The sequence below is a fragment of the Methylobacterium sp. WL7 genome (genome assembly GCF_008040085.1).
Classification (GTDB): domain Bacteria; phylum Pseudomonadota; class Alphaproteobacteria; order Rhizobiales; family Beijerinckiaceae; genus Methylobacterium; species Methylobacterium mesophilicum.
The window spans coordinates 16,864-40,699 of sequence record NZ_VRVG01000032.1; the positions used below are offsets into that span (position 1 = coordinate 16,864).

A 23,836-nucleotide genomic window follows, 5' to 3' on the forward strand; every position below is an offset into this window, starting at 1 on the left:
GTCTCTAGAACTTCACGTTCGGCGGACGGTCGGAGTTGGGCGTCGCCGAGAACGTCTCCATCGGCTTGGACTCCGGATACATGATCGCTGCGATCCAGCGGCCCGGGATGGTGCGCAGCTCGGTGTTGTAGGCCTGGACCGCGCCGATATAGTCGCGCCGCGCCACGGCGATGCGGTTCTCTGTGCCTTCGAGCTGCGATTGCAGGGCCAGGAAGTTCTGGTTCGACTTCAGGTCGGGGTACTTTTCCACCGTGACCAGCAGGCGCCCGAGGGCCCCCGACAGCTGGTTCTGCGCGTCCTGGAATTCCTTGAACTTCTGCGGGTCGCTCACCGTCGAGGCGTCGACCTTCACGCTCGACGCCTTGGCGCGGGCCTCGGTCACGCCGATCAGCACGTCCTTCTCCTGCTGGGCGTAGCCCTTCACGGTCTCGACCAGGTTGGGGATCAGGTCGGCCCGGCGCTGGTACTGATTCTGCACCTCGCTCCAGGACGACTTCGCCTGCTCCTCCAGGGTCGGCACGCGGTTGATCGCGCCGCAGCCCGAGAGGCCGGTGGCGACCAGCAGGACCGTGAGCGCGCTCAGCAGGCGCGCCGCCGCGGAGGAGGGGCGCAGGGCGCCGGCATTCAGCATCGAAACCATTCCGGGGAACTCCCTTCCGGGCGAGGCCCGGTACACCGATCACAGTTCCGAGAGATAAGGCCGCGCCTTGTCAAGGTAAGGGCCCCGCCGGATTCACGCTTGAGGGCAGGCGGTGCGACCCGGTAAGGGCCTCGGCAACGGCCGGGACCGGCGCGCGTTCGAAACAGCATGGGCGAGACCGCACGGGGACCCGGGATGGATGCAGAACTCGCCGACCACGTCAGGGCCGCGGCGGCGGCGGCAAGGCGCCACGCGCTGGCCTTCCGGGCGCCTGTGGACAAGGACGCGCTGCCCTGGTCGGTGATCGAGGCGTTCGACGCCCGGGTCCGCGGCCATGTCGAGCGCGACCGGCGGATCGAGGAGGAGCGCGACCGGGTGCTGATCGCCGCCGTGAACCTCGCCGAGACCCCGGGCGAGGAAGGCGAGGGCGCGGTCGCGGCCGCCCGCGCCGACCTCGTGGACGCCATCGACTACCTGGAGCAGGCTGTCCTGCGCTTCGGCGTGGTCAACCGGCAGGGCGCGAAGCTCGGTCACGGCGCGTACGGCCAGCCGGTCGGCGCGCGGGACTGGCGCGGCCCCCCGGGGGCCGCCAAGACGAGGCCGTAGGCATTCGCGAGACGCGTCCGACCGCGGCGACCGTGAGCCGCCTCGACCTGAAGACGCTGCGCCTGTTCGCGGCGATCTGCGAGGCCGGGACGCTCAACGGCGCGGCAAGGCGGGCGGCGATCGCCCCCTCGGCGGTGAGCAAGCGCCTGGCCGAGCTGGAGCGCGCGCTGGGCTGCGCGCTCCTCACCCGCGAGCCCCGGGGGATGCGCCCGACGCCGGCCGGCGAGACGCTGCTGCACCATACCCGTCGGATGCTGGCGAGCGCCGAGCAGATGGCGCTCGAACTCGCCGAGCACGCGCACGGCGTGCGCGGCTTCGTCCGGATGCTCGCCAACCTGTCGGCGATCGTGCAGTTCCTGCCCGAGGACCTCCAGGCCTTCCTGGCCGCGCAGGAGCAGATCCGCGTCGACCTGGCGGAACGGCCGAGCGGCGGCGTGGTGCTGGGCGTCGAGGAGGGCGCGGCCGATCTCGGGATCTGCGCCGGCGGCACCGATACCCGCTCGCTCACCGCCTACCCGTATCGCGGCGACCGCCTGGTCCTGGTGATGCCGGCCGACCATCCGCTGAGCGGGCACGCCGCAATCGCCCTCGCCGACACCCTCGAATACGACCATGTCGGCCTGCACGTGGAGAGCTCGATCTACGCCGCCCTGCGGGACGAGGCCCGGCGCCTCGGGCGGCCCCTGCGCCTGCGGATCCACGTGCCGAGCTTCGACGGGATCTGCCGGATGGCGCAGGCCGGGATGGGCCTCGGCACGATCCCCGAGGGGGTCTTCGCCCTGCTCGGGCCGCAGCTGAACCTCGCCGCGGTGCCGTTGACCGACCCCTGGGCGACGCGGACGCTCACCCTGGTGGTCCGCCCCGGCGCGCTGCCCCCTGCCGCCGCCCTGTTGCTGGATCACCTGCGCACGGCCGGGGGATAGGAGGGGCTTCCGTTCGCGCGCGGAGAACGCAGCCTCGCGCATAGCGTTTGGACATCGCCCGGAAGCCGGTCGTATCCTCCGGGCAAAGACAGGGAGAGAACGACGGTGTCAGGTCCGCTCAGCGGGATCCGTGTGCTGGAACTCGGCCAGCTCATCGCCGCGCCCTTCGCCACCAAGCTCCTGGCCGAGTTCGGTGCCGAGGTGATCAAGGTGGAGGCGCCCGAGGGCGGCGACCCCTTGCGCACCTGGCGCAAGATGCACGGCGACACCTCGCTGTGGTGGTATCTCCAGTCGCGCAACAAGAAGTCGATCGCGGTCAACCTCAAGACGCCGGAGGGGCTCGACATCGTCAAGCGCCTCGCCGCGAGCGCCGACGTTGTGGTCGAGAACTTTAGGCCCGGCGGCCTGGAGAAGCTGGGTCTCGGCTGGGACGTGCTCTCGGCCCTCAACCCGTCGCTCACGATGGTGCGCATCTCCGGCTACGGCCAGACCGGGCCGTATCGCGACCGGCCGGGCTTCGGCGCCATCGGCGAGGCCATGGGCGGGCTGCGCTACACCACGGGCTCCCCCGACAGCCCCCCGGCCCGGGTCGGCGTCAGCATCGGCGACACCCTGGCCTCGCTCCACGGCGTGATCGGCGCGCTGATGTCGATCCTCAACGTCAAGGTCAACGGCGGCGCCGGGCAGGTGGTGGACGTCTCACTGGTCGAGAGCGTCTTCAACGTCATGGAGAGCCTGGTCCCCGAATACGATCTGCTCGGCGAGATCCGGACCCGCACCGGCGGCGCGCTGCCCGGCATCACCCCGTCCAACACCTACCCGACCCAGGATGGCGGCTACGTCGTGATCGCCGGCAACAGCGACCCGATCTTCCGCCGACTGATGACGGCCATCGGCCGCCCCGACCTCGCCGAGGACCCGCGAATGCGCTCGAACGAGGGCCGCTCGCAGCACGCCGCCATGCTCGACGGCGTGATCGGCGACTGGTCGAAGGCCAGGAGCGTCGCGGACGCGCTGGCTGCCCTCGACGCCGCGGACGTGCCGGCGGGCCGGATCTACTCGGTGGCCGACATCGTCGCCGACCCGCACTACCAGGCCCGCGACATGATCCTCCAGGCCGAGTTGCCCGGCGGCACGCAGGTCAAGATGCCCGGCATCGTGCCGAAATTGTCCGGCACCCCCGGGGCGGTGCGCTGGCAGGGGCCGGCGCTCGGCGCCCACACCGACGCGGTCCTGGCCGATCTCGGCCTCGACGCGACCGCGATCCAGACGCTGCGCGACGCGGGAGCCGTGAAATGAGCGACGCCACGATGCTGGTCCAGGAGGTCGCCCCCCGCGACGGCCTTCAGATCGAGTCCGCCTGGGTCGAGACCGCGGAAAAAATCGCCCTGGTGGACGCGCTCTCGGATGCGGGCTTCTCCCGCATCGAGGTCTCGTCCTTCGTCTCGCCCAAGGCGGTGCCGGCGCTCCGGGACGCCGCCGAGGTCTTTTCCGGGATCCGCCGCCGTCCCGGAACGGTCTACGTGGCCCTCGTCCCGAACCCCAAGGGCGCCGAGCGGGCGCTGGCGGCCGGGGTCGGCGAGATCAACCTCGTCGCCTCGGTGAGCGAGACCCACAACCGCGCCAACATGGGCATGAGCCCGGACGACTCAATCGCAGGGTTTTCCAAGATCATGGAGACCGTGAAGGGCTCGGCCGTCCTGACCAACGCCTCCGTCGCCACGGCCTTCGGCTGCCCGTTCGAGGGCGACCAGCCGGTCGACAAGGTCGTCGCGCAGGTGGAGCGCTATCGCGCGCTCGGCATCACCGGCGTGACGCTCGCCGACACCACCGGCATGGCCAACCCGCGCCAGGTCGAGCGCCTCGTCGCCCGCGTCCTGCAGATCGTCCCGGCCGAGCACCTGACGCTGCATTTCCACAACACCCGCGGGGTCGGCCTCGCCAACGTGCTGGCGGCCTGGCAGGCGGGGGCGCGCCGCTTCGATGCGGCGCTCGGCGGCCTGGGCGGCTGCCCGTTCGCCCCGGGCGCCACCGGCAACATCTGCACCGAGGATCTGGTCAGCATGGCCCACGAGATGGGGATCCCGACCGGCCTCGACCTGCCGGCCCTGATCGCCCTGTCCCGGGACCTGCCCCGGCTGGTCGGCCACCCGGTGCCCGGCCAGGTCGCCCAGGCGGGCCGGCCCTGCGACCTGCACCCGGTCCCCCGGGCCGCCTGAGCGAAGGGCGGCCTTAGCCCGATGCATCGGGGGCTCCGCCCCCGAACCCCGCCAAAGGGCTGAGCCCTTTGGAAACCCGTGACTTGAGACACCGTGCGAGGAAGCCGCCCATCTGAAGGCGGTCCCGCGCAGCTGCCCCCGTCTTCGACGGGCGGACCGATCGAGGGAGGAACACGATGGCCATCGCGGTGACCGGCGCCCCCGCGCGCCCAGAGGACGTGACCGAGGCCGGCATCGTCCGGAAGGTGGCGTGGCGGCTGATGCCGCTGATCATGGTCTGCTACCTGTTCGCGTTCTTCGACCGGATCAACATCAGCTTCGCCAAGTTCCAGCTGCAGAGCGACCTCGGCTTCAGCAACGTCGCCTACGGTCTCGGCGCCAGCATGTTCGTGGTCGGCTACGTCATCTTCGAGGTGCCGTCGAACCTGTTCCTCTACCGGGTCGGCGCGCGGCGCTGGATCGCCCGGATCATGATCTCCTGGGGGATCGCCACCGCGCTGATGATCTTCATCCGCACGGAATGGCACTTCTACACCCTGCGCTTCATCATCGGCGCCATGGAGGCCGGCTTCGCGCCCGGCATCCTGTACTACCTGACCCTGTGGTTCCCGGCCTCGCATCGCGGCCGGATCACCTCGTTCCTGTTCGTGGCCTCGGCGTTCTCGGGCATCCTCGGGGCGCCGGTGGCCGGCCTGATCCTCGGGGGCCTCAACGGCGTCGCCGGGCTCGCCGGCTGGCAATGGCTGTTCCTGGCCGGCGGCTTGCCCTGCCTGCTGCTCGGCGCCCTGGTGCTGATGCGCCTCGACGACCGGATCTCCGATGCGCGCTGGCTGTCGCAGCCGGAGAAGGACCTGCTGTCCGCCCGGATCGCCCACCACAACCGCGAGATCGGCGACCATTCGCTCCTCGGCGCGCTGCGCCAGCCGGGCTTCCTGATGATCGGGCTGGTCTACTTCCTCCTCCAGATCGGCTCCTACGGGCTGAACTTCTGGGGGCCGGACCTGATCAAGACCGCCAGCGGCAGCAGCGCCGCCTATGTCGGCCTCCTCACGGCGGTCCCGTACATCTGCGGCGCGATCAGCATGGTGGTGGTCGGGCGCCTGTCCGACGCCTCGGGCGAGCGGCCGAAGTTCGTCGCCGCGCTGGCGATCGCCGCCGCCATCGGGTTCTTCACCGCCGGCCTGTTCGACCGGCAGATCGTGCCGCTGATGATCGCGCTGGCGCTGCTGGGATCCGGCATCGTCGCCTCGATCCCGACCTTCTGGACCCTGCCGGCAAAGCTCGTCACCGGCGTCGGCGCGGCCGGGGGCATCGCGCTGATCAACACGCTCGGCCAGTTCGGCGGCATCGTCAGCCCGGTGATGGTCGGCTGGGTCAAGGACCTGACCGGATCGACCACGCCGGCCCTCTACGTCATCGGGTCGCTCTGCCTGGTGGCGGCCGGCCTCCTGCTGTTCGCCATGCCGGCGAGCCTGCGCCGGAGCGACCGCGGCCCTTGAACGGCTTGCCGAACCGCTACTGCGGACTGAGCCCGACGGCGTAGCGGAAATCGCTGGGCGTCAGGCCGAAGCGGTTCTTGAAGCGGCGCGTGAAGTAGACCCGGCTGGTGAAGCCGCAGCCGGCGGCCAGGGTCGCGATCGTCAGGTTGGTGAAGGCCGGGTCGATCAGGCGGTCGGCGGCGACCTCGAGCCGGCGTTGCCAGATCCAGTCGGAGACGTCCTGGCCCCGCTCGTGGAACAGCTGCTGCAGCCGGCGCGGCGACACGCCGACCGCGGCCGCCAGCTGAGACGGATCGAGGCTCGGATCGCCGAGGTTCGCCTCGACATGCGCCTTGGCCCGCTGGACCAGCACGTTGCCGCCGAGCGGCTGCGGCAGGTCCTGCGCCATCCGCTCGGCGATGCTGGCGACGATCAGGTCCACGCCGATCGACCCCATGCGGGCGGCCGCGACCGGGTCGAGCTGGTGATGCATGCGGCTCAACTCCGCGAAGTAGCCCATCGCCAGGGTCGCGGTGGCCAGGTCTGCGCCCACCGTCCGGGCCGCGTAGCGGTGGGCCGGCCCGAGCACGCCCTCCAGCCGTTCGCGCGGAATCTTCAGGTACAAGGATCGATTGCCCGGGCTCGTCGTCATCACCGTCGGCTGATGCTCGATCACCACCAGGTCGCCCGGCCGCTGCGTCGAGACCCGATCCCGCTGCGCGATCGTCGTGGTGCCGGCGAGGGTGAGGCCCACGCTGATCCAGCCGTCGTCACCCAGACGGCGGATCTTGGCAGGTGTCGCCTCGCTGCGCAGCGGGCCCTCCGAGACCCGGGTCATGGTGAGCGGACCGAGCGTGGCGATCTCCAGCCTGGCCTCGAAGGGCGCGGCGTCGAGCTGCTCCTGTTCGAGGGGCAGGCGCTGCTCTTCCAGCGTCTCCAGCCATCGTTTGAATCGAACATCGATAGGAATATTATCTGTCGAAAACAATAATTTCATAAGTATATTTCCGTTTTCGGCGATGGCAGACGCCGGACAACGGCGCGACAGACCTCTGAAATATTTGGGCTGAACCTCGATCTGTTGCTGAAAACTGTGCTATAAAATTCAGTACTTGCCGGATTATCAAAGTCGTGAAGACGGTGTTTTGTCCTTGTATACAAAAAATTTCATCGTGTATGCAAGCGGAGTACCACGAGGCGAATGCGATCTTGTGTCCCGCGGGCGGGGCGATCCCCGACTGCCCTCACTCTGCCCGGAACAGGGACCGGACCGCGTGCGGCGGCGGCGATGAGACCGCCGGGGAATCCTATCGCCGCCGCGTCGGATCGTCGGGCCGCTCCGCCGTGTCCAGGAGGGCCGCGACCCGGTACTCCCGCGGAGACAGGCCGTGGCGCTCCTTGAACCGGCGGGCGAAATGGGCCTGGCTGGCGAAGCCGCAGCCGAAGGCCACGGCGCCGATCTGCAGATGCGCGCAGCTCGGGTCGGCCAGGCGCTTGGCGGCCGCCACGAGGCGGCGCTGCCAGATCCAGTCGGAGATGTGCTGGCCGCGCTCGTGGAACAACTCCTGCAGCCGGCGCAGCGACACGCCCACCGCCGCCGCGAGTTGGGGCGGGTCGAGGGTCGGGTCGCCGAGGTTGGCTTCGACGAAGGCCTTGGCGCGCTGGACCACGACGGTCCCGTGCAGCGGCTGCGGCACCTCCTGGGCCATCCGCTCGGCGATGCAGGCCACGATCAGGTCGAGCCCGATCGTCGACATCCGCTCGGCCGAGTCCGGATCGAGCCGGTGGCGCACCTGGATCAGCTCGCGGAAGAAGGTCGATGCCAGGCTGGTCGAGGCCATCTCCGCCCCCATCGACAGCGCGGTGTAGAGGCGGGTCGATCCGAGCATGCTCTCGAGGCGTTCGCGCGGCAATTCGAGGAACACGGCTTGGCTGCCCGGGCTCGTCGTCACCACGGACGGCCGGTGATCGAGCACCACGATGTCGCCCGGCTTCTGGACCGAGTCCCGGCCGTCCTGAAGGCAGGTCGACCTGCCGGAGAGCTTGAACAGCACGACGGCCATGCCGGCCCGGTCGTGATGGCGCGCGGCATTGGGGGTCGTCTCGTTGCGCAGGGCGCCCTGCGTGACCCGGGTCATCCGCAGGGTGCCGACGTTGGCGAACTCCATCTTGCCGGCGAACGGGCTGTCGTCGAGGCGCTCGATCTCGATCGGCACCAGCCGCTCGAACAGCGTCTCCCGCCAGATCTTGAAGCTGCTCTTCGGGTGAAGGTTGTCGGTCGAGAATACGGGCTGCACGGGTGCTGTCCCTGGCGATGCCGGGCGATGTGGTGGTTTACGGGATGCTCAAGAGGGTCGCGTGGCGGTACTCCCGGGGGGCCATGCCGTAGCGTTCCTTGAAGCGGCGGGAGAAGTGGGCCTGGCTGGCGAAGCCGCAGCCGAAGGCCAGGGTTCCGATCGGCAGGTGGGCGCAGCCCGGGTCGGCCAGGCGCTTGGCCGCAGCCTCCAGCCGACGCTGCCAGATCCAGTCGGAGATGTGTTGGCCGCGCTCGTGGAACAGTTCCTGGAGCCGGCGCAGGGACACGCCCATCGCCGCCGCGAGCTGGGGCGGGTCGAGGGTCGGGTCGCCCAGATGGGCCTCGACATGGGCCTTGGCCCGCTGGACCACGACGGTCCCGTGTAGGGGCCGGGACACCTCCAGCGTCAGGCGCTCGGCGATGCTGGCGACGATCAGGTCCACGCCGACCGACGCCATGCGGGCGGCCGAGTCGGGGGCGAGCCGGTCGCGCAACCGGACAAGCTCGTGGAAGAACTTGACCGTCAGCCCCGTCGAGACGACGTCGGCACCCATCGTCAGGGATGTGTAGAGCCGGGTGGACCCGAGCACGCTCTCCAGGCGCTCCCGGGGCAGCTCCAGGAACATGGACTGGCTGTCCGTGCCCGACTCGTGCGCGGCCGGACGATGATCGATCACCACGAACTCGCCGGGGCGCTGCACCGAACTGCGGTCATCCTGGCTGCGCATCGACGTGCCGGCGAGCTTGAAGATCACCACGACGGTGCCGTCCTTGCCGTTGCGCCGGATCAGCCCGCGCGTCGCCTCGCTGCGCATGGCGCCGTGCGCGACGCGGGTCAGCACCAGCGGGCCGACGCTCGCGGCTTCCAGCTTGGCCCGGAAGGGGCGGTCGTCGAGGCGCGTCTGCTCGAGGGGGACACCCCGCCCGACGAGCGACTCCCGCCAGCGCCGAAAGCTGTGCAGGGGGTTAAGACCCTCTGTCGAAAACAATGCTTCCATAAGTAAATTTTTCGACCGAACGGCATTTCGCGCGGCCGGAACAAGGGATCCGCGTCACCAGACAAGCGCCGCCCGACACATATTGTATATTATTTTCAGCCTCAAGGGATGCATTTGAGCAACCTGAGGTGAACTTGGCAACTCACCGCCGGTGGGACGCCTCGCGGCTGTCGATCACTGGGGCGGACCTTCGGGCCGTCGGTCGGCGGACGTGGGGTATTGATGACGCGAGATTGAACAGCAGCGCCTCACATGATCAACGAACCCGAACCCCGCTCATCCTTCCTGCTCGAGAAAGTCGGCGCGATCGTTGCGGCCTACGTGTCGCGAAACCCTGTGGGGGCAGGGGATTTGCCGGTGCTGATCGATCAGGTCCATGCCGCGATCGCGGTGCTCCAGCGCAAGCCCGCCGGCTCCGCCACGTCCTGGACCGGCCCGGCCGCCGCCGAGGTCGAGGCCTCGATCGGCGAGGACGGCCTGATCAGCTTCATCGACGGCCGCTCGTACAAGACGCTGAAGCGCCACCTCACCGCCAACGGTCTCACCCCGGAGCGCTACCGCGCCAAGTTCGGCCTGCCGGCCGACTACCCGATGGTGGCCCCCGGCTACGCCAAGCGGCGCTCGGAGATCGCCCGGGCGATCCAGCTCGGTAACCAGGCGGCCTGAGCGATGGCCTGCGCCATGACCCATCCGGTTCACGGGCAGCCCGAGACGGATCGCTCCGGGGAGATCCTGGAGCGGATCGCCGGAACGCTCCGCATGCCGGTCGCCGCCTTCCTGCCGGACGAGCCCGAGCCGCGCGAGGCCGTGGCTCAGGCGGCGGATCTCGTGACGGCCTTCATGGCGATCGAGACCGTCGCCGCGCGCCGCACCTGCCTCGCCTTCGTGCGAGCCATGGCGCGCCCGTGAGGTCTCGGGAAACCGGGGCCGGAACAGATGGGGCCGTTTCCGCGGGGTGCGGAAACGGCCCTGTCCGTCGTCATGCTTGTCCGTCGATTGCGGGGCTCGACCCCGCCGATACCCGCGGCGTCAGAACACGTGGCGCAGCAGGAAGAACAAGGTCGCGGCCAGCGTGATGGCGGCCGGCAGGGTCAGGATCCAGGCGAGCGCCATGTTGCGCACCGTGGCCATCTGCAGGCCCGAGCCGTTGGCCGCCATCGTCCCGGCGACGCCCGAGGACAGGATGTGCGTGGTCGAGACCGGCAGGCCGTAGAGTTCGGCGAGCCCGATCGTCCCCGCGGCGACCATCTCGGCCGAGGCGCCCTGGGCGTAGGTGAGGTGGGTCTTGCCGATCTTCTCGCCCACCGTGACGACGATGCGCTTCCAGCCGACCATGGTGCCGAGGCCGAGCGCCAGGGCGACGCAGACCTTCACCCAGCCCGGGATGTAGCGGGTGCCGTTGTTGAGCAGCCCGGTGTAGCTCTTCAGGGTCGTCGTCTCGGCCTCGGAGAGACCCGCGCCGGCGTTGGGCAGCAGCCGCACCGCGTCGGCGGTGAGGTACATGGCGCTGCGCAGGTTCTCGGTCTGGGCGGCCGGGACGGTGCGGATCGCGCCGTAGTTCTTCACGCTGGTGGCGATGTCGGTGGCGAGCGCGGAGAGCGCGGCGTAGACCGGCGGCTGGTTCAGGTCCTTGGACTTGAGGGCGTCCGTCACCGTCCGGCGCGCCTGTGCCGCCTCCGGCTGGGGAGCGCCGGCGGCCCGGGCGGAGAACACCTGGCTCGCCGCCGCCGAACTCTGGATGAAGGCCGGGGTCGTGTCGTCCGACATGGTGCGGTTCAGCGCGTAGGCGGTGGGTGCCGCGCCGATCAGGATCAGCATGATCAGGCCCATGCCCTTCTGGCCGTCGTTGCCGCCGTGGAAGAACGACACCAGCGTGCAGGTCAGGATCAGGAGGCCGCGGATCCACACCGGCGGCGGCGTCTCGCCCTTGGGAGCCTCGTAGAGGTCCTTGCGGCGCACCGCGAATTTCAGGGCCAGCAGCAGCAGCGCCGCGAGGGCGAAGCCGCACAGGGGCGAGAACAGCAGCGCCTTGAACACGTTGAAGGCCTGGTTCCAGTCGACGCCGGCGGTGCCGTCGCCGCCGCCCATCAGCTGGTTGGCGAGGCCGACGCCCAGCACCGAGCCGATCAGCGCGTGCGACGAGGAGTTCGGCAGGCCGAAAGCCCAGGTCCCGAGGTTCCAGATGATGGCGGCGAGCAGCAGCGCGAAGATCATCGCGTAGCCGGCCCCCGAGCCGACATGCAGGATCAGCTCCACCGGCAGCAGGGTGACGATGGCGTAGGCCACCGCGCCGGAGGACAGCATCACCCCCAGGAAGTTGAAGAAGCCCGACCAGACCACCGCCACCAGCGGCGGCATCGAGTGGGTGTAGATCACGGTGGCCACCGCGTTGGCGGTGTCGTGGAACCCGTTCACGAACTCGAAGGCGAGGGCGATCAGCAGCGCGAGCCCGAGCAGCGCGAAGGCCCCGTAGGCCAGCGGCGCCTCGCCGACGGCGTTCATGTCGGCGATGAGGCTCACCACCGCGTAGCCGAGCCCAGCCACCAGGACCGCCAGGAAGGCGACGACGCCCCCCAGATGGATCCCGTGCTCGAGGCGCGGACCGCCCGCGGGCCTGCTCCCCACCCCGTGTTGCGGAATGACGGCGGAATCGGACATGGGCCCTCGCGTTGAATCGTCTTCGGAAGCGGGCCGGGATTAAGATTATGGGATGACGTTTCAGTGACGTTTTGTCGGATGTATTCAGCGAAGCATTATATTCGTGCGTCCACCGCCAACGATCCGAAAATATCAATCCGGACGAAGTCTATTCCGCCCTCTTCGAGGGCTGGGTCGCGGTGTTTACTGGTACGACCGCCCCGGGTCCCCGTACCGAGACCTGACATCCGTCCGGCGATGGTCCGCGTCGATCGAAAGGCCGGCGTCGGGCGCGGGGGACGCGTGAAGCTTTTGTGGCGGTGCGGTCGCGGCGCCGGAAGCATAGCGCAAGATGATCCGACCCTGGATTTGTGCCGGCTAATATATCGTGCTGTTGCCGCCGGGATACACGCGATGATTCAGGGCTTTGTGAATGGATTATGACGCATTCGCGTTCGTGGAAGTGGCTAAATCTCCCGCCGCAGGCCGAATGGCCGCGGGCTTGGGGGCCAGGAATGAACGTTCGCTATGGGGTCTCGATCGCGGCCTTGATGGTCGCCGCGTGCGGGTCGGAGGTGCAGGCGCAGACCGTCAACACGACGGCCTCCGACGTCAACGTGCTCAACCTGCTAGCGCCCTACCTGGCGCTCAACGGGACGGCGGCCGGGCAGGCGACGCTGACCCTGAACCTGGCGCAGACCATCGCGCTCAACACCGGCGCGGACCTCGCCCGGCAGCAGGTGGCGATCAGCGACAAGAACCTGCTCAGTGCGGCGAGCAACAGCCTGTCGTCCTCGGGGCTCGGCAGCTACGGCGTCGCGGCCAACATCGCCGGCGGCCTGCCCGGACAGATTCCGATCAACGGCATCGTCCCGCAGCAACCGGTCGGCGGCCTCGGTGCGCAGCTCGGTCCGATCTACCAGCGCGGGACCGCCCAGGGCGTGAACGGCGCCCTCGGCAGCGTGGTCAACCTGCTGGTCAACGCCAACACCTTCACGGGCAACAACCTCGGCGTCGCCAAGAACTACTTCGCCAACGGCGCGGCCAACAACCCGAGCGTGACGCCGGCCAACTACGTGGCGGTGCCGGCCGTGGCGCCGGCGGGTTACAGCCTGCCCACCGCCAACGGCCTGCCCAACACCACCAACAGCGTCTACGACCTCGCCTACGGCGTCACCAACACCCAGCCCGGCCAGGACGTGTACGGCTCGTCGCGCCCGGTCCAGGTCGCACCCGGCCGGATCAACCCGTTCGATCCGACGGCGCTCACCGGCCTCGCGACCAACGCCTCCTTCCCGAGCGGGCACACCACCTACGCGTTCACCAGCGGCTACCTGCTGGCGATGCTGGTGCCGCAGCAATATCAGAACGTGCTGCTGCGGGCCTCCGAGTACGGCGAGAGCCGGATCGTGCTCGGCGTCCACTATCCGCTCGACGTGATCGGCAGCCGGGCGCTGGCGGCCTACGACCTGGCCCAGGCGTTCACGAACCCAGCCTACGTCAACAACGCCGCGGTGACCGGCGTCGCGATCAACCTGCCGAACCAGTTCGTGCAGGCGCAGGGGCAGCTCCAAGCCTACCTCGCCGCCCAATGCGGCAACACCGTCGCGGCCTGCGCGGGTGGCGCCGCCAACACCGCCGGCAACCCCTACGTGCCATCCGGGGCCAACCAAGCCGCCTACCAGCAGCGCCTCACCTACGGCCTGCCGACCCTCACCTTCACCCAGGCCCCGCGCGAGGCGGCCCCGGCGGGCGGCCCCGACGCCGCGATCCTGCTGGCCCCGCTCTACGGCGGATCGACCGCGGCCGCCCGCACGCTCGCCCCGCAGGGCGGCCTCTATGGCCAGCTCTCGACCGCCACGATCAACCAGATCGTGGTCAACACGCAGACCAACGCGCTCGCCGCCTTCTACGGCAGCCCGCTCAGCTACTGGAGCCGCATCGACCTCTATTCCGCCGCCGGCTATTTCGGAGCCGTCACCGGCACCCTGCGGATGGACACGAGCGACCGCCTCGGCATCGATGTCGGAATCGGCAACGGCGGCGCGCTCTACGCCAACGGCACCATCGCGGGCACCGTCTCGGTCGGGGCCGGCGGACTGCTCGGCGGCTCGGGCACGCTCGGCGGCCTCAACGCCCTGTCGGGCGGTATCGTGGCGCCGGGCAACTCCATCGGCACCCTCAACGTCGCCGGCTCGGTCGCCTTCGCGCCGGGCTCGGTCTACCGGGTCGAGGCCAACGCAGCCGGACAGGCCGACAGGATCGCGGCCGGCGGTGCCGTGACCCTCAGTGGCGGCACCGTGCAGGTCGTGGCCGCCTCCGGCGCCTACAGCCCGCGAACCACCTACGCCATCCTGAGCGCGGCCGGCGGCGTCTCGGGACGGTTCGACGGGGTCACGGCGAACCTCGCCTTCCTCAGCCCCGGCCTGCGCTACCTGCCCAACGACGTCGCCCTGACCCTGACCCGCAACGACGTCCCGCTGGCCGCCGGCGCCACCGGCCGCAACGGCGTCGCGTCCGCCAACGCGCTCCAGGCGGCGGGGTCCGGCCGGGCCTACGACGCCGCCCTGGCGTTCACCACCGCCGAGGCCGCCGACGGCTTCCGGGCGCTCGCCGGCGACATCCACGCCGGCACGGTGTCGGCGGCCTACGAGACGGCGTTCTTCGTGCGCGAGGCGGTGCTCGACCGGCTGCGCTGGGGCGGCTCGGCCGCGAGCCTCGACGACGGCCGCGTGCCGGCGGCCTACAGCGCCGACCTGCCGGGCCGGTCGCCCGTGGTGGCGAGCGTGCCGGCGCGGATCCTCGACCCGCAGGTGTTCGGGCTCTGGGGCCAGGGTTTTGGTGCGTTCGGCACGGCCGGCGGGGGCGGCAACGCCTTCGACCTCGACCGGCAGATCGCCGGCTTCGCGCTCGGCGCCGACATCCGGCTGCCGAGCGGGTTCAAGTTCGGCGTGGTCGGCGGCTACACCGAGGCCAACCTCGACAGCGCCGGCCGGCAGGGCGGCAATGCCCGGGCGGAGAGCGCGACGCTCAAGAGCGGCTTCGGCGGCGTCTACGGCGGGTACGAATTCGGTCCGGTCGCGGTGCGGCTCGGCGCCCTCTACGCCGACACCGACACCCGCACTCGGCGCAGCGTGCTGTACGGCCTGTCGGACAGCCCGACCGGGCATGGTGGCGGCCACACAATCCAGGGCTTCGGCGAGATCGGCTACCGGTTCACCCTGAGCGCGCCGGCGGCCCTGATGGCGAAGGACGGCCCGGCGCTGCAGCAGGCCTCGACCTATCTCGAGCCGTTCGTCGGCGCGGCCTATATCGGCATCCGGCGGGACGGGTTTGCGGAGACGGGCGGCGCGGCGGCCCTGGTGAGCTACGCGCGCGACTATGACCTCGGCGCGGTGACGGCAGGCGTGCGGGCGCAGACCAGCCTGGATCTGGGCTTCGGGCTTCCGGTGAAGGCCTACGGCCTGCTTGGCTACCGGCGGGCGTTCGGGGACGTGGTCCCGACGGCGCTGCTGAGCTTCGGCACCGGCCCGGCCTTCCTGAGCGCGGGGGTGCCGATCGACCGGGACGCGCTGGTCGCGAGTGCGGGGCTCGACCTGCGGGTGGCGCCGAACGCGACCCTCGGCGTGTCCTACACCGGCCAAGTCGGCGCCCGGGCGCAGGACCAGGCCGTGAAGGGCAACCTCACGCTGCGGTTCTGAGGGAGGCGCTGTCACACGGTTGACGCGGTCCGGCCGCTAGAGCCGTCCCCGATCACGTTGTGATCGGGGACGGCTCTAAGTCCTTGATTCAACGCGCTCGCCGGCGATCCGGGCCGATCACGGGCGTGAACAAGGGATCCGCATGATTGACCCCACGGTGTCGGCGTTGTCCCTCGGCGCGCTGTTGGCCCTGATCCAGATCGCCAGCATCGCGATCGCGGGCCGGCGCATCGGGACGGTCCACGGCGCGTCCACCTTCCCGGCCGGGGCCCCGGTCTCCCTGGTCCGGCCGCTCCACGGGGTCGAGGCGTTCAGCGACGAGATGCTGGCTCGCAGCTTCCGCCTCGCCTATCCGGCCTACGAGCTGATCTTCTGCGTGGCCGACCCGGCCGATCCGATCGTCCCGCGGGTGCAGCGCCTGATCGCCGACCACCCGCAGGTGCCGGCCCGGCTGATCCTCGGCGACGAGCGCGTGAGCGACAATCCCAAGCTGAACAATTGCGTGCGCGGCTGGCGCGCCGCCGCGCATGACTGGGTCGTGCTCGCCGATTCCAACGTGGCGATGCCGCCGGATTACCTCCAGCGGCTGCAGGCGGCCTGGCGGGCCGACACCGGCCTGGTCTGCTCGACCCCGGCGGGCGCCCGGCCGGGCAATTTCATGGCCGAGGTGGAATGCGCCTTCCTCAACACCCTGCAGGCCCGCTGGCAATACGCGGCCGAGGCGTTCGGCCTGGGCTTCGCGCAGGGCAAGAGCATGCTCTGGCACAAGCCGTTCCTGGAGGCCCGGGGCGGCCTTCAGGCGCTGGCCTCCGAGATCGCCGAGGATGCAGCCGCCACCAAGCTGGTGCGCGCCGCCGGCAAGCGCGTCCACCTCGTGGCGAGCCCGTTCGAGCAGCCGCTGGGACAGCGCGGCTTCCGCGAGGTCTGGGCGCGGCAGCTGCGCTGGGCGCGCCTGCGCCGGGTGACCTTCGCGCTGTTCTTCATCCCGGAGATCGGCAGCGGCGTCCTGTTGCCGGCGCTGCTGGTGGCGCTGTGGGCCGGCAGCCCGGCCGGCCTCGCGGGCGCTGCCGGCCTCGTCGGGCTGTGCTATGGCGCCGAGTACCGGCTCGCTTTCCGCGCGGGCTGGCAACGCGGGCCGCGCATGCTGGCGGCGTTCGTGGTGCGCGACGCGCTGATCCCGGCTCTGTGGCTCGGCGCCTGGGTGCAGAGCGCCATCGTCTGGCGCGGCAACGCCATGGATGTGCGCCCGCGCCGCGCCGGCGTCGACCGCGCCTGCGCGCCGACGGCGTGACCGCGCGGAAGGCCGGAGGTCACGACATGACGCGCCGTTACGCCCTCTACTGGCTCCCCCCGCCCGGCTCGGCCCTGGCCGCCTTCGGCAATGCCGTCCTCGGCTACGACAACGCCGCCGGCGCGCCGGTGCCGCATCCGCAGGCGCTCGGCGACCTCGCCGCCGTCACGGCGGGCGCCCGGGTCTACGGCTTCCACGCGACCCTCAAGGCGCCGATGCGCCTCACCCCGGGGGCCGAGGAGGCCGACCTCGTCGCGGCGGCGCGGGACCTCGCGGCCGGGCACCCGCCGGTGGCGCTCGGCCCGCTGGCCGTCGCGGCGCTCGGACCGTTCCTGGCGCTGGTTCCCGCGGCCCCGCCGCCGGAACTCGGGCTGCTCGCCGCCGAATGCGTCGCCGCCCTGGACCCGTGGCGGGCGCCGCTGTCCGAGAGCGAGCGCGCCAAGCGCCGCCCGGAGCGCCTCGATCCGCGCGGCCGCACCCTGCTCGCCCGCTGGGGCTATCCGTATGTCTTCGAGGCCTTCCGGTTCCACATGACGCTGACCGATGCGCTGCCGGATCCCGACCGCGCCGCCTGGCAGCGCCGCCTGACCGACGCCTACGCGGCCACCGGCCCGGAGCCCGCGGTGATCGACGCCCTGAATGTGCTCGTGCAGGACGGGGCCGAGCCGTTCCGGCTGCTGGCGCGCCTGCCGTTCGGAGACGCGCATGGCTGAGCGGCATCTCGGCCTCCAGCCGGCCGTCGACCCGAGCGCCCGGATCGTCGAGTGCCATCTCGGCCGCTACACCGAGATCGGCGCCCGCACGCGCCTGACCGAGACCGTGCTCGACGATTATTCCTACATCGGCCAGGACGGCGAGGTCATCTACACCACCATCGGCAAGTTCTGCTCGATCGCCGCCGCGGTGCGGATCAACCCGGGCAACCACCCGATGGAGCGCGCGAGCCAGGCGCATTTCACCTACCGGGCCCAGGCCTACTGGCCCGAGGAGGCGGACGAGGACGCGTTCTTCGCGCGCCGCCGGGCCAGCCCGGTGACCATCGGGCACGACGTCTGGATCGGCCACGGGGTGGTGGTGCTGCCCGGCCGCAGCATCGGCACCGGCGCGGTGGTCGGGGCGGGCGCGATCGTCACGCGGGACGTCCCGGCCTACACGATCGTCGTCGGCAACCCGGCCCGGCCGGTGCGCCGCCGCTTCCCCGAGCCGGTCGCCGAGCGGCTGGAGCGCCTCGCTTGGTGGGATTGGGACCACGAGCGCCTGCGCAGGGCGCTGCCGGATGTCCGCGCGCTGCCGATCGAAGAGTTTGTGGAGCGGTATACGAGTTGGTCGGGGACCTAGGGAGAAACCGGGTCGGGCGTCGCGGATTTTGGTGCGCCGACTAAAGAAATCATTTCGTATTCGTCATTCAACCGTCGTGGAAGAGGCGTTTAGCTGCCTCCACCCCGCAGCGGATGGAAGTTTATGCTCGTCGTCGAGGATCTCACGCGTCAGTACGGCGGCCGCCTGGCCGTGGACGGAGTCTCGCTGCGGATCGAGCGCGGCAGTTTCGTCGGCGTCATCGGCCGGTCTGGAGCTGGCAAATCAACGCTCCTGCGCCTGATCAACCGCCTCGCGGACCCGAGTTCCGGGCGCATCCTCCATGACGGTCGCGACATCACCGGCCTGAGCGGTCGGCCGCTCCGGGAATGGCGCACCCGCTGCGCCATGATCTTCCAGCAGTTCAACCTCGTCGGCCGTCTCGACGTGATGACCAACGTGCTGATGGGCCGGCTCAGCCATGTGCCGACCCACCGCTCCCTGCTCCGGCTGTGGTCGGACGAGGACAAGGCCATGGCGCTCGCCGCCCTGGAGAGCTTCGACATGGGCGAGTTCGCCGGCCAGCGGGCCGACGGCCTGTCGGGCGGCCAGCAGCAGCGCGTCGCCATCGCCCGGGCGCTGGTGCAGGAGCCCGAGATCCTGCTCGCCGACGAGCCCGTGGCGTCCCTGGACCCGCGCAACACCCGGCTGGTGATGGACGCGCTGGCGGCCGTGAACCGGCGCTACGGCATCACGGTCCTGTGCAACCTGCACTCCCTCGACCTCGCCCGGGCCTATTGCGACCGCCTCGTCGGGCTCGCCGCCGGCCGGGTGGTGTTCGAGGGCGGCCCGTTCGACCTCACCGAGGACGTGGCGCGCCGGCTCTACGGCCTGGAGGCGGGCGAGGTGCTGGACGATTCCCCGGAGCGCGAGGCCGAGCAGCGGGCGGCCCTGCCGGGGCTGCCCGGCCTCGTCCCGGCCCAGCCCATCCGCGAGGCCGCCATCGGCGCCTGAACCGGGCGCCGGTCGCCGGCGCACCGGGCTCGAGGCACCCAACAACGACGGATGGAAACGCCCGACCGGGCGCGCCGAGCGCGCGGCCGGACGATCCCGCGCTTGAACAGACCCGAGGACCACCCGATGATCACCCGACGCACCCTCGCCGCCGCCGCGGCGTCGCTCGCCCTCTTCAGCCTGCCGGCCGCCGCCCAGGAGTGGAAGGCCAAGTATCCCGAGCTGACCCTCGCGGTCATCCCGATGGAGAATGCCAGCGGCACCAACGACCGCTACGCGCCCCTGGCCGACTACCTGACGAAGACGATCGGTGTGCCGGTCAAGCTGCGGGTCGCCAGCGACTACGCCGCGGTGATCGAGGGCCAGCGCGCCGGCAACATCCAGATCGCGTTCTACGGGGCCGCTTCGTTCGGCCGGGCCGTGATGACCGGGGTGAAGATCGAGCCGCTGGTCAACCCGCAGCACGAGACCGGCGCCTCGGGCTATTACTCGGTGCTCTACGTGCTGGCTTCCAGCCCGTACAAGACGGTGGCGGATTTGAAGGGCAAGAACCTCGCCCTGGTCGACCCGAACTCCACCTCCGGCAACCAGGCGCCGCGCTTCTTCCTGAAGCGGGCCGGCTTCGACGTGGACAGGCATTTCGGCAAGGCGGTCTTTGCCGGCAGCCACGAGAACGCCGTCCTGGCCCTGACCCAGGGCACCGTCGAGGCCGCCGCCAACCTGTGGAATTCCGAGACCGACACGATGGTGACCCGCATGGTCGCCAAGGGCGTCCTGAAGAACCCGGACGGTACGCCGATGAAGCAGTCCGACTTCCGGGTGGTGTTCAAGTCCGACTTCCTGCCGGAGGGCCCCTACGCCGTGCTGGCGAGCCTGCCGGACGACCTGAAGGCCAAGATCCGCCAGGCCTTCCTCGACCTGCCGAAGGCCGACAAGGCGGCGTTCGACAAGCTGTCCGACGGCAAGGATCTCAGCCTCACCCCGGTGACGCTCAAGGATTACCAGCCGGTCATCGACATGCTGAAGTTCAACGACGAGCAGCGCAAGAAGTCCTGATCGCGGTCCTGAGGAGGCGCCGGCCTTGCGCGGCCTGACACCCCTGCCGCCGGAGCGGGCAGCCGCCCTCTCCGGCCTGTACGCGGCGGCGAGCGGCTCCGCCCGCCGCCGCACCCTCGCGAGCTTCGCCGTCCTGGCGGTGCTGGCGCTCCTGGCGGGCCTCGCCGCCGAAGTCCGGCCGCTGGTCTTCGTCGAGAACATCGGCAAGTTCACCGCCTATATCGAGCAGATCTGGCCGCCGATCGGCCTCGATCACCCGCTGGAGGACGTGCGCGCCTGGTACTGGGGCCTGCCCGGCTGGCTCGCCCTGCTCGGCGAGACGCTGCTGATGGCGTATCTCGGAACCCTGCTCGGGGCGGTCGCGGGCTTCGCCCTCAGCTTCGTCGCGGCCGCCAACCTGGTGCGGTCGGCCACGGTTCGCTTCCTCGCCAAGCGCGTCCTGGAGGTGTGCCGCACGATTCCCGACGTGGTGTTCGCGCTTTTGTTCGTGATCGCCTTCGGCCTCGGCCCGATGGTCGGCGTGCTGGCCCTGGCGATCCACACCACGGGGGCGCTGGGCAAGCTGTTCTCAGAGGTGGTCGAGAATATCGATATGCGGCCGGTCGAGGGCCTGTCGGCCTCGGGCGCCAGCTGGCTCGAGACCGTGCGCTTCGCGGTGCTGCCGCAGGTGCTGTCGAACTTCGTCTCCTACGCGCTGCTGCGCTTCGAGATCAACGTGCGCGGGGCGGCGGTGCTGGGCTTCGTCGGCGCCGGCGGCATCGGGCAGGAGTTCCTGGCCGCGATCCGCAACTTCTACTACGCGGATGTCAGCGCGATCCTGGGGCTGATCATCCTGACCGTCGTCGGCATCGACCTCGCCACCGAGCGGGTCCGGCACCGGCTGACCGGCCCGGAGGAGGCCCGATGAGCCGCGCCGGAACCGAAATCCTGCGGGCGGCGGCCCGGGCCGATCTCGCGCGCCTGCGCGCCCGCTATCCCGCCCAGTTCCGGACCGATCGGGCCGCGCGCCTGCGCCGGCTGGCGGTCCTCGCGGGCCTGGCCGGGCTTGCCGGCTTCGGCGCCTGGCAGTTCGAGATGTCGCCCGCCCGGATCCTGTATGGGCTCGGCCGTCTCGGCACCTTCGCGGTGCTGATGCTGCCCCCCTCGCCGGAGGGGCATTTCGGCACCTTCGTGCACGCGCTGGGCGAGACCCTGGGCATCGCCTTCCTGGGCACCCTGACGGCGGCGATCCTGGCCTTCCCGGTGGCATTGCTGGCCGCCCGCAACGTCGTGCCCAACCCGTTCGCGCATTTCGCCGTGCGCCGGGGCCTCGACGTGATGCGCTCGGTCGACGTGCTGATCTGGGCGCTGATCTGGATCAACGTCGTCGGCCTCGGCCCCTTCGCGGGCATGCTCGCCATCGCGTGCTCGGATTTCGGGGCGTTCGGCAAGCTGTTCTCCGAGGCGATCGAGACCTGCGACCGGCGGCCCGGCGAGGGTGTCGTCGCCTCGGGGGGCTCGACCCTCCACCGCATCCGCTTCGGGTTGATCCCGGGGGTGCTGCCGGTCCTGGCGAGCCAGGTGCTGTACTTCTTCGAATCGAACACCCGCTCGGCGACGATCATCGGCATCGTCGGGGCGGGCGGCATCGGCCAGTACCTCACCGAGCTGATCCGCGTACTGGAGCTGAAGCAGGTCGCCTTCCTCGTGCTGATGATCCTCGCCACCGTGGCGGCGATCGACTGGGTCTCGACCCGCCTGCGCCGGGCGATCATCGGGCCGGCGGCCCGCTGACCGGCTCCAACCCGGCGGCGTGCGCTCTAGCCGCCGATCACCAGCTCGACCCGGTCGGCGGCGAACAGGGTGCGGTTCGCCTGGATCGGCGCGCCAGCGGTGTCGATGTTGACGCTCGACACCACCATGACGACCCGCCCGGGGGCGATATCGAGGCGCTCGGCCTCCTGGGCGTCGGCCGGGCGGGCGCGGATCCGCGTCGAGAGCCGGGTGTAGTCGTGGACCCCGCAGGCCGCGAACGCCCGGGTGATCGAGCCGCGCTCGGCATAGGCTGCGGCGAAATCGGAGAAGCGCGGCAGGGGCAGCCAGGTCTGGGCGGTTGAGATCGGGGCATCGTCCGCCCGGTGGATCGTCAGCAGTTCCAGGATCGGCGCCCCCGGCGCGATCGCCAGGGCCGCCGCCTGCTTCGGGCCGGCCGGGACGGTGGCGGCGGCGAGCAGGTCGCCCCAGGCCTCGCGCCCCGCCCCGGTGACGATCTCCGAGAAGCGGGTGCGCGAGCCGATCGGATAGGCGAGCGGCGCCTCCTCCACGAAGGTGCCGCGCCCCTGGCTGGCGCGCACGAGGCCCCCCTCCGCCAGGGCGGCGAGCGCCCGCCGCACCGTGTGGCGGTTGACGGCGAAGCGCGCGGCCAGCGCCGTCTCGGTCGGCATCTGCTGGCCCGGCGCGTAACGCCCGGCCGCGATGTCGGCGGTCAGCGCGTCGGCGATCTGCCGCCACGCCGTCAGCCCCTCGCCCCGGATGAGGCCGGGCGCCTGCTCCTGTGCATCCATACCGTCATCCAAACTTCATTTGCGCCCGGCACGCTAGTTGTCTACACGACTAGACAACAGCTCGACAGAGGGATTCGCGATGGCGACGCGCCCGCATCAATCGGGACCGGACGATATCGCGGCCCGGCAGGCCGTCATGGCGCTCTGCACCGAGGCCAGCCGGGAGGACCTCGACGCCGCCTTGCGGTCCCTCGAAGCCCCGGCCTCCGAGGACCTGCGCCCCCCGGAGACCGGCCTCGTCATGGCGACGGGCCGGATCGGCGGCGACGGGCGCCCGTTCAACCTCGGTGAGGTGAGCGTGACCCGGGCGGCGATCCGGCTCCCGGATGGCGCCACCGGCTTCGCCTATCATCTCGGCCGCGACCGGACGAAGGCGCGGCTGGCCGCCACGCTCGACGCGCTCTGGCAGGATCCGGCCCGGCGCGCCGGGGTCGAGGCCGCCCTGCGACCCGCCGCGCAGCGGGCCGAGGCCGCGGGCCGACAGGCGGCCCGGCGCAGCGCCGCCACCCGGGTCGATTTCTTGACGCTGGTCCGCGGGGAGGATTGAGCATGCTCGCACCCGGCTTCGCCGACCCCGTCCACGACGCGCAGGGCACCTTCCGCGCGGTGATGGATGCGCTCGCCCGCCCCAGCCTGCCCCGGCGGCTCGACACACGGCTCGCGCCGCCCGCCCCGCTGACCCCGGAACTCGCCGCGGTCGCGCTGGCGCTGACCGATGCGGACACGCCGGTCTGGCTCGATGCCGGCCTCGCGGCCGCGCCCGAGGTCGCCGCCTACCTGCGCTTCCACACCGGCGCGCCGCTGACGGACGACCCGGCCCGGGCGGCCTTCGCGCTGATCCGCGATCCGGCCCGCTGCCCGCCGCTCGCCCGGTTCGCCCAAGGCACCCCGGCCTATCCCGACACCTCGACCACCCTTGTGCTCGCCCTCGACCGGATCGCGGCCGGGGTGGGGCTCCACCTCACCGGGCCCGGCATCAGGGGCGCGACCCGCATCGCCCTCGCGCCCGTGCCGGACGGGTTCGTGGACCAGTGCGCCGCGAACCACGCGGGCTTCCCGCTCGGAATCGACCTGATCCTCACCGCGCCCGGCCTCGTCGCGGGCCTGCCGCGCTCCACCGCCGTCACGGAGAGCTGAC

At 70.9% G+C, this 23,836-nt stretch carries 23 protein-coding genes; 17 read left to right on the top strand and 6 right to left on the bottom strand.

All coding sequences use genetic code 11. From position 1 onward, the window contains the following. Positions 1–4: 4 nt before the first annotated feature. Positions 5–640 (bottom strand): LemA family protein, encoded by a 636-nt coding sequence (locus FV233_RS11095; RefSeq protein ID WP_147853989.1) that lies wholly within the window; start codon positions 638–640, stop codon positions 5–7. A 195-nt stretch (positions 641–835) separates the two neighbouring features. Here FV233_RS11095 and FV233_RS11100 point away from each other — a divergent pair, with 195 nt between their 5' ends. The 5 genes from FV233_RS11100 (at position 836) to FV233_RS11120 (ending at position 5,887) form a co-directional block, all read left to right on the top strand. After that, the gene (locus FV233_RS11100) at positions 836–1,246 is read left to right on the top strand and encodes a hypothetical protein (protein ID WP_147854001.1); all 411 of its coding nucleotides are present in this window, start codon (positions 836–838) and stop codon (positions 1,244–1,246) included. A gap of 32 nt (positions 1,247–1,278) precedes the next feature. Then, complete coding sequence (locus FV233_RS11105; protein ID WP_238261313.1) at positions 1,279–2,169, top strand: LysR family transcriptional regulator; 891 nt, start codon at positions 1,279–1,281, stop codon at positions 2,167–2,169. A 105-nt stretch (positions 2,170–2,274) separates the two neighbouring features. Further along, positions 2,275–3,468 (top strand): CaiB/BaiF CoA-transferase family protein, encoded by a 1,194-nt coding sequence (locus FV233_RS11110; RefSeq protein WP_147853991.1) that lies wholly within the window; start codon positions 2,275–2,277, stop codon positions 3,466–3,468. Continuing rightward, positions 3,465–4,388, top strand: a complete 924-nt coding sequence (locus FV233_RS11115) for a hydroxymethylglutaryl-CoA lyase (protein WP_147853992.1) — start codon at positions 3,465–3,467, stop codon at positions 4,386–4,388. The genes FV233_RS11110 and FV233_RS11115 overlap by 4 nt, the downstream gene beginning before the upstream one ends. A 176-nt stretch (positions 4,389–4,564) precedes the next feature. Further along, positions 4,565–5,887: an MFS transporter gene (locus FV233_RS11120; RefSeq protein WP_147853993.1), complete on the top strand. Its 1,323-nt coding sequence runs from the start codon at positions 4,565–4,567 to the stop codon at positions 5,885–5,887. A 16-nt stretch (positions 5,888–5,903) separates the two neighbouring features. Here FV233_RS11120 and FV233_RS11125 read toward each other — a convergent pair whose 3' ends face one another. From FV233_RS11125 to FV233_RS11135, 3 genes are all read right to left on the bottom strand, one after another. Next, positions 5,904–6,863 (bottom strand): helix-turn-helix domain-containing protein, encoded by a 960-nt coding sequence (locus FV233_RS11125; protein ID WP_147853994.1) that lies wholly within the window; start codon positions 6,861–6,863, stop codon positions 5,904–5,906. A gap of 310 nt (positions 6,864–7,173) precedes the next feature. Continuing rightward, the gene (locus FV233_RS11130; RefSeq protein ID WP_147853995.1) at positions 7,174–8,163 is read right to left on the bottom strand and encodes a helix-turn-helix domain-containing protein; all 990 of its coding nucleotides are present in this window, start codon (positions 8,161–8,163) and stop codon (positions 7,174–7,176) included. Between the two features lie 37 nt (positions 8,164–8,200). Beyond that, positions 8,201–9,160: a helix-turn-helix domain-containing protein gene (locus FV233_RS11135; protein WP_147897521.1), complete on the bottom strand. Its 960-nt coding sequence runs from the start codon at positions 9,158–9,160 to the stop codon at positions 8,201–8,203. Positions 9,161–9,412: 252 nt separating this feature from the next. Between FV233_RS11135 and FV233_RS11140 the strand changes: the two genes are divergently transcribed. Continuing rightward, positions 9,413–9,826 (top strand): MucR family transcriptional regulator, encoded by a 414-nt coding sequence (locus FV233_RS11140; protein ID WP_147853997.1) that lies wholly within the window; start codon positions 9,413–9,415, stop codon positions 9,824–9,826. Positions 9,827–9,841: 15 nt separating this feature from the next. Next, a complete protein-coding gene (locus FV233_RS11145) occupies positions 9,842–10,069 on the top strand; it encodes a hypothetical protein (RefSeq protein WP_238261308.1) in 228 nt (75 codons plus the stop codon). A gap of 120 nt (positions 10,070–10,189) precedes the next feature. Here the strand turns inward: FV233_RS11145 and FV233_RS11150 are convergent, their stop codons facing one another. After that, on the bottom strand, positions 10,190–11,818 hold the full coding sequence (locus tag FV233_RS11150; RefSeq protein WP_147897522.1) for an inorganic phosphate transporter: 1,629 nt from the start codon (positions 11,816–11,818) through the stop codon (positions 10,190–10,192). A 494-nt stretch (positions 11,819–12,312) separates the two neighbouring features. Between FV233_RS11150 and FV233_RS11155 the strand changes: the two genes are divergently transcribed. From FV233_RS11155 to phnE (FV233_RS11190), 8 genes are all read left to right on the top strand, one after another. Beyond that, on the top strand, positions 12,313–15,498 hold the full coding sequence (locus tag FV233_RS11155; RefSeq protein WP_147897523.1) for an autotransporter domain-containing protein: 3,186 nt from the start codon (positions 12,313–12,315) through the stop codon (positions 15,496–15,498). A 142-nt stretch (positions 15,499–15,640) separates the two neighbouring features. Further along, entirely contained in the window at positions 15,641–16,789 is a 1,149-nt protein-coding gene (locus FV233_RS11160) for a ceramide glucosyltransferase (protein WP_147897524.1), read from the top strand. A gap of 26 nt (positions 16,790–16,815) precedes the next feature. Continuing rightward, positions 16,816–17,502, top strand: coding sequence for a DUF1045 domain-containing protein (locus tag FV233_RS11165; RefSeq protein ID WP_147897525.1), 687 nt, complete (start codon positions 16,816–16,818; stop codon positions 17,500–17,502). After that, complete coding sequence (locus tag FV233_RS11170) at positions 17,495–18,127, top strand: chloramphenicol acetyltransferase (RefSeq protein ID WP_147897526.1); 633 nt, start codon at positions 17,495–17,497, stop codon at positions 18,125–18,127. The genes FV233_RS11165 and FV233_RS11170 overlap by 8 nt, the downstream gene beginning before the upstream one ends. Before the next feature lie 123 nt (positions 18,128–18,250). Next, the gene (gene phnC / locus FV233_RS11175) at positions 18,251–19,099 is read left to right on the top strand and encodes a phosphonate ABC transporter ATP-binding protein (RefSeq protein ID WP_147897527.1); all 849 of its coding nucleotides are present in this window, start codon (positions 18,251–18,253) and stop codon (positions 19,097–19,099) included. A 126-nt stretch (positions 19,100–19,225) separates the two neighbouring features. Next, positions 19,226–20,155 carry a phosphonate ABC transporter substrate-binding protein gene (phnD, locus tag FV233_RS11180; RefSeq protein WP_147857800.1) on the top strand — a complete coding sequence of 310 codons (930 nt, stop codon included), beginning with the start codon at positions 19,226–19,228 and terminating at the stop codon, positions 20,153–20,155. Between the two features lie 25 nt (positions 20,156–20,180). After that, positions 20,181–21,062, top strand: coding sequence for a phosphonate ABC transporter, permease protein PhnE (phnE, locus tag FV233_RS11185; RefSeq protein ID WP_147897528.1), 882 nt, complete (start codon positions 20,181–20,183; stop codon positions 21,060–21,062). Continuing rightward, positions 21,059–21,928, top strand: coding sequence for a phosphonate ABC transporter, permease protein PhnE (phnE, locus tag FV233_RS11190; RefSeq protein WP_147897529.1), 870 nt, complete (start codon positions 21,059–21,061; stop codon positions 21,926–21,928). The genes phnE (FV233_RS11185) and phnE (FV233_RS11190) overlap by 4 nt, the downstream gene beginning before the upstream one ends. Before the next feature lie 26 nt (positions 21,929–21,954). On the opposite strand, the gene phnF is transcribed toward phnE (FV233_RS11190), so the two are convergent. Then, entirely contained in the window at positions 21,955–22,698 is a 744-nt protein-coding gene (gene phnF, locus FV233_RS11195; protein WP_147897530.1) for a phosphonate metabolism transcriptional regulator PhnF, read from the bottom strand. Between the two features lie 79 nt (positions 22,699–22,777). Here phnF and phnG point away from each other — a divergent pair, with 79 nt between their 5' ends. Together phnG and phnH are read left to right on the top strand one after the other, a co-directional pair. Then, complete coding sequence (phnG, locus tag FV233_RS11200) at positions 22,778–23,245, top strand: phosphonate C-P lyase system protein PhnG (RefSeq protein ID WP_147897531.1); 468 nt, start codon at positions 22,778–22,780, stop codon at positions 23,243–23,245. A 2-nt stretch (positions 23,246–23,247) separates the two neighbouring features. After that, a complete protein-coding gene (gene phnH, locus FV233_RS11205) occupies positions 23,248–23,835 on the top strand; it encodes a phosphonate C-P lyase system protein PhnH (protein ID WP_147897532.1) in 588 nt (195 codons plus the stop codon). Position 23,836 lies beyond the last annotated feature (1 nt).

Coding starts and splice junctions, on each gene's coding strand:
- FV233_RS11140 (WP_147853997.1), top strand. CDS start 9,413: ATGATCAACGAACCCGAACCCCGCTCATCCTTCCTGCTCGAGAAAGTC.
- FV233_RS11155 (WP_147897523.1), top strand. CDS start 12,313: ATGAACGTTCGCTATGGGGTCTCGATCGCGGCCTTGATGGTCGCCGCG.
- FV233_RS11100 (WP_147854001.1), top strand. CDS start 836: ATGGATGCAGAACTCGCCGACCACGTCAGGGCCGCGGCGGCGGCGGCA.
- FV233_RS11150 (WP_147897522.1), bottom strand. CDS start 11,818: ATGTCCGATTCCGCCGTCATTCCGCAACACGGGGTGGGGAGCAGGCCC.
- FV233_RS11120 (WP_147853993.1), top strand. CDS start 4,565: ATGGCCATCGCGGTGACCGGCGCCCCCGCGCGCCCAGAGGACGTGACC.
- FV233_RS11115 (WP_147853992.1), top strand. CDS start 3,465: ATGAGCGACGCCACGATGCTGGTCCAGGAGGTCGCCCCCCGCGACGGC.
- phnE (WP_147897529.1), top strand. CDS start 21,059: ATGAGCCGCGCCGGAACCGAAATCCTGCGGGCGGCGGCCCGGGCCGAT.
- phnD (WP_147857800.1), top strand. CDS start 19,226: ATGATCACCCGACGCACCCTCGCCGCCGCCGCGGCGTCGCTCGCCCTC.
- FV233_RS11135 (WP_147897521.1), bottom strand. CDS start 9,160: ATGGAAGCATTGTTTTCGACAGAGGGTCTTAACCCCCTGCACAGCTTT.
- FV233_RS11095 (WP_147853989.1), bottom strand. CDS start 640: ATGGTTTCGATGCTGAATGCCGGCGCCCTGCGCCCCTCCTCCGCGGCG.
- phnG (WP_147897531.1), top strand. CDS start 22,778: ATGGCGACGCGCCCGCATCAATCGGGACCGGACGATATCGCGGCCCGG.
- FV233_RS11165 (WP_147897525.1), top strand. CDS start 16,816: ATGACGCGCCGTTACGCCCTCTACTGGCTCCCCCCGCCCGGCTCGGCC.
- FV233_RS11170 (WP_147897526.1), top strand. CDS start 17,495: ATGGCTGAGCGGCATCTCGGCCTCCAGCCGGCCGTCGACCCGAGCGCC.
- phnH (WP_147897532.1), top strand. CDS start 23,248: ATGCTCGCACCCGGCTTCGCCGACCCCGTCCACGACGCGCAGGGCACC.
- FV233_RS11145 (WP_238261308.1), top strand. CDS start 9,842: ATGACCCATCCGGTTCACGGGCAGCCCGAGACGGATCGCTCCGGGGAG.
- phnF (WP_147897530.1), bottom strand. CDS start 22,698: ATGGATGCACAGGAGCAGGCGCCCGGCCTCATCCGGGGCGAGGGGCTG.
- FV233_RS11160 (WP_147897524.1), top strand. CDS start 15,641: ATGATTGACCCCACGGTGTCGGCGTTGTCCCTCGGCGCGCTGTTGGCC.
- FV233_RS11125 (WP_147853994.1), bottom strand. CDS start 6,863: ATGAAATTATTGTTTTCGACAGATAATATTCCTATCGATGTTCGATTC.
- phnC (WP_147897527.1), top strand. CDS start 18,251: ATGCTCGTCGTCGAGGATCTCACGCGTCAGTACGGCGGCCGCCTGGCC.